Below are 4,472 nucleotides of genomic sequence, written 5' to 3'. Positions count from 1 at the left end.
ACAAGTTTCTGAAAAAATATTTGATGATATTACAATAGCCGAAAAAGAATACAACAAACTAATTGCCGAAAAAACAAAAAAAGGATATTTAGAGGTTGTCGAAAATTTTAAAACCCAAAAGTTAGAAGAAAATTCAACCATAATAGTTTTCGAGGATTTCAATTTTAAATTGCAAGTAATAGACCATTTTATTGGAAAAAATATTTTTGACACAGAACTTGACGTTCTCAAAGAAAAATATTGGGATATGGATAAAAATTTTTCATACGAACCAATTCCTGAAATAAAAAAGTTCTTTGAAAATTTAGAAATTGCTCCAGAAATATTGGCATCAATAACTAGTTTTTGTCCCGATGGCGGCGATGAGGTTTATGGAATTTTGATTGCAAATTGGGATGGCGAAGATCAAATTTTTGACATTCAAAGTTTAAATGATATTAAATATTTATCAAATCTTATAGAATTTGCACCAAGCGCAATGATAATCTCAAATATAGATTTAAGTCCGCTTTTGCAATGCGAAAAGTTAGCATCAATTACAATATATCGTGATGATATTTCGTATGCCGTTCCATTTATGAAAAAAGGAATCGCAGTCAATCATTGGAAATCATCAATTGTCCCAATGCGTTTTCAGAAATTTGCGACTATAAAACATTTATTTCCAGACGATTGTTGGATTAGCGAAAGAAACAAAAATAACAAAGCAGAATTTGACGGCGAAACTATTTTGCACATTCTAGGCGATTGGGAAATTGACAATCTCGATTTAGATAATATTTTCAATCAAGAAGAAAATCCAGAACATATTTTTACAATTTTAGTAGAAGGAAATTTAAAAGCTAAAAATATTTTTAACGAAAATACCGATGGTGGAACAGGCATAATTGTATTGGGCGATGCAACGGCAGACAATATGATTGTTGGTGGACAAGAAATTTACATTACAAGAAACCTGACGATTAACGAATGTTTTTGGGGAGAATACAACCACGGCGATTTGACTGTAAAAGGACAAACAGATGCCAAAGTATTTGTAGCTACTAATGAATATCATTATGACTATGACCAAAAAAGTATAAATGCAGAACATTTTTTGTTAGATGAAGATGAAAATGAGGACGAAATTGAGTATAATGAAAATATTATTAAAAGCATTTTTGTTCCCGAAGTCATTATCACCGAAGAAGAGTTTGATGACGAAGTTTTCTCTTGGGAAAATTTCCTTGATAGAGGCGAAATTATCGAATTTTTGAAATCATCTAAACCAATTTTAAATAATGAAATTGATTTAAATCCCATTAGAAATCCAACTTCCGAAGGATTAAAAAATATTCCAATATTATTTAATATCAAAACCTTCGAAAACGAAGTAGAATTCGAAAAACAATGGCAAAATTTTGATAAAATAATAGATTTTTCATTAAAACAAACTGAAACCGATAGTTTTGAATTTGATATTTATCAAGGCAACATCACCAAAAAAAGCTCAAGTAACAAAATGACTTTTATTGGCGTTGACTTTCCTGATAAATCGAGTTTTTTTATTCAGAAAAAAGAAACCGAACCAACAGGATTTTTAGAAAAATTGAAACTAAAAAGCAACACATTTTATCTTCACGCAATGTACCGAACACATTCTGATGCGAGTTATGAGTATGTTTTTGATGACGATATAGAAACCGATATTGAGGTTCTTGAAAAACTAAAAACATTTTGGTTTTTGTTTCTCGAAAGAGCCGAAAGAGCGATTCATTTCTATGATTTATTTTACCAAACAATAAAAATTCGTGATTTAGAAAACTATTTGAAATTTCCGGTTATCCAACAAAAATATAATGATTATAACGATTCTGACAAACACGGTTTTTGGGCAGGAAATTATTTTTTTAGATTTAACAGACAAGGAAATCCTAAAGAAGCTGGCGTAATTGGCATTGGAAAAGAAATAAAATCAAGTGATGAATTTGACATAAGGTCGTATTTTATAAAACTAAACAAACACGAAAATCCAACCAATTTTGGACTTCATTATTGCTCTAGTCAATCTGGAAATGCCGTTGACAGATACAACGATTACAGCAAAATTGTCTATTTTATGGATTGGGAAAAATATTTCGAATTTTTAAAATGGTATCCAAAATTGGATAAAGCATTACAAACCGAAAACGAAGATTTTTTAAACTATCCAATCTATGAAGATCACGAAAACATTCAAGAATTATCAGCCGAAATTAAAAACAAAATTTTTCCAAAAACAATTGAAAATGTTACTTTTTGCGGCATCGACTTTAGAGTGATTTCCCGATTAGAAGCCGATGAGTTAATTGGTGATTTAAAAGATCTTGAAGGAAAAAGAATTTATGATGTTCATCAAATGAGTTCTGTAGATTGCGATTTAGAAAGTCGCAAAAAAGGTTTCTTTTTGTTATGCGAAACTGAATTACAAACTGATATTTTGGAAATTGATTCAGAAATTGAAGGTCAAGATAATATTACAATTTTAGGTTTTATCTTCAAAGAAAATGTAATAATTAATAAAAGTTTACAATCAAAATACGAAGATTTTTCGACACCATTTATTGCCCTAAAAAATGTAATGATTCAAAACGCTTATTTCTGCGGCGACAGCCATTATATTGGTGGCGATTTTATTTGTCAAATTATTTATAGTCATTATAATTTTGGAGAATTGATTGTAAATGGAAATGCCAAAATATTTGTTATTAAATCTACAAATATGAAAATGTATTTTGCAAATTTGACATCTGTAAATGCAATAATCAATGATTCCAAAAAAGATATTTATGTGCAAATTGATATTGAAAACGATGATGGAAGCATCTCAAAAGAAATAGCAATTCAACCGCCAACACACTATTTAGAAGATGTTTTTCTTGTAGATTATATATATTTTGACGAAAAGTTTGGACATCTGATAGAAAATGAAACTTTTTTAGATGCTTTTAAAAACGGCAAACCACTAATTGACGAGTCAAAATTTTTGAATAAATATGCCGATTTTATTCTCACTTTTCCTGATAGAATACAAAAAATATTTGAAATAGAAATCTTAAAAAATTTAGCTATCGACGAAACTTTTTTTGAAGATATAATAGTAGACAGCCAATACAATTTTTTTGTAAAAAAAGAAAAACACCTTCAAATGGGTTTTTGGAATACGATTTATAATTATTCAATGTATATTAATTATTTTGAAACCGGCGAAACACAATTTATAACACAACATTATGAATCGGACAATGAAACACCAAAATTTGGTTTTACAACCACAGTAAAAGATAATTTATTGAACACATTTGCAATTAGAAAAATGTTTTGCGATGCAGAAAAACTCATATTAAACAAATACAATCAATAATTTAATAACTGTCAAAAAAAATCAAAATGAAAAATTTAAAAACACTTTTAATCTTAGCATTTATTACAATTTCCAATTTGGCTTTTAGCCAAAGCGATTGCGAAAAAGACAAACAAGATTTAGCACAAATTATTAGCGGGAGTTATAAATGCGAAATAAGTATTATGGAATACGGTGTCGGTTTCACAGATAAAAATGGTAATGTTGAAATTTCTAAAATTGGCGAAAATAAAGTTAAAATTTCTTTCGGAGGTGATTCTTATACTATTAATGGTCTTCATTTAAATGGAAATACAAGTATAGAAGGTGATGAGCCAACACAAGGTGGAAATGATAATAAAATGATTAGACTAAATATTTATGAAAAACCTGCTAAAATAAATGGTAGTTCTGCAAGTTTAACATCTGAAACAATGAAAAAAGGATTTAGTTTTAACGGCGTTTCAAATGATAATAACAAACCCGAAAGTTTGAATAGCGAACCAGCTTGCAAAGAAATTTTAATGAGTCCAAATGCCAAGTTTGGTGGAAAAATTATTAAAAAGCGAGATGTTAAGTTATGCATTTTGGGAGTAGCATATGACAAACCTGGAACTATTGATGTTAAAAAAGCAGCCGATGAACAACAAATTAGTGATGTGTTAATATTAGACATACCATTTCCCGAAGACGAAGCGTGGAAAAACAGCGATTATGAAGTGCAAACAAAAAGATATTGGGACGAAACCAATAAACCTTTTATTGACGATGCTATTGCTCAAAATGCAGAAATTCGTTATGTAACTGATCCAAGATTAGAAGAAAATAAATATTCAAAAAAAAACCAGCAGGCGCAACATTTAATACAACTTCTAATTCAAATTCAATAAGTAAAGTGTTGCGTTATGGCTATTTTGAATATAAATATTTTGAGGTGTTCTGATAATTACTTATAATTTTTTCGTATATTTAAAGTATGGAAAAGTTTACAGGACAAAGTATTTTAGAATTTACAGATAAGTTCAAAACGGATTTAGATTGTTTAGAATATTTAGCAGAAATAAAGTGGAAAGAAGGCTTTAAATGTGTAAGATGTAATCACGTAAAATTC

Annotated in this window: 2 protein-coding genes and 1 pseudogene; all 3 read left to right on the top strand. The window is 29.0% G+C overall.

The features are described from left to right. Nucleotides 1-3,382: WGR domain-containing protein (locus RMN92_RS10295; protein WP_309609362.1), on the top strand; the 3,382-nt coding region annotated here is incomplete at its 5' end. 26 nt (nucleotides 3,383-3,408) lie between these two features. Further along, nucleotides 3,409-4,251, top strand: coding sequence for a hypothetical protein (locus tag RMN92_RS10290; RefSeq protein ID WP_309609361.1), 843 nt, complete (start codon nucleotides 3,409-3,411; stop codon nucleotides 4,249-4,251). 86 nt (nucleotides 4,252-4,337) lie between these two features. Beyond that, nucleotides 4,338-4,472 (top strand): annotated as a pseudogene (locus RMN92_RS10285) (IS1595 family transposase); the annotation flags it as partial.

Origin of the sequence: Flavobacterium sp. (assembly GCF_031363805.1) — a bacterium.
Lineage (GTDB): Bacteria > Bacteroidota > Bacteroidia > Flavobacteriales > Flavobacteriaceae > Flavobacterium.
This window is presented reverse-complemented; position numbering and strand designations above follow the sequence as displayed.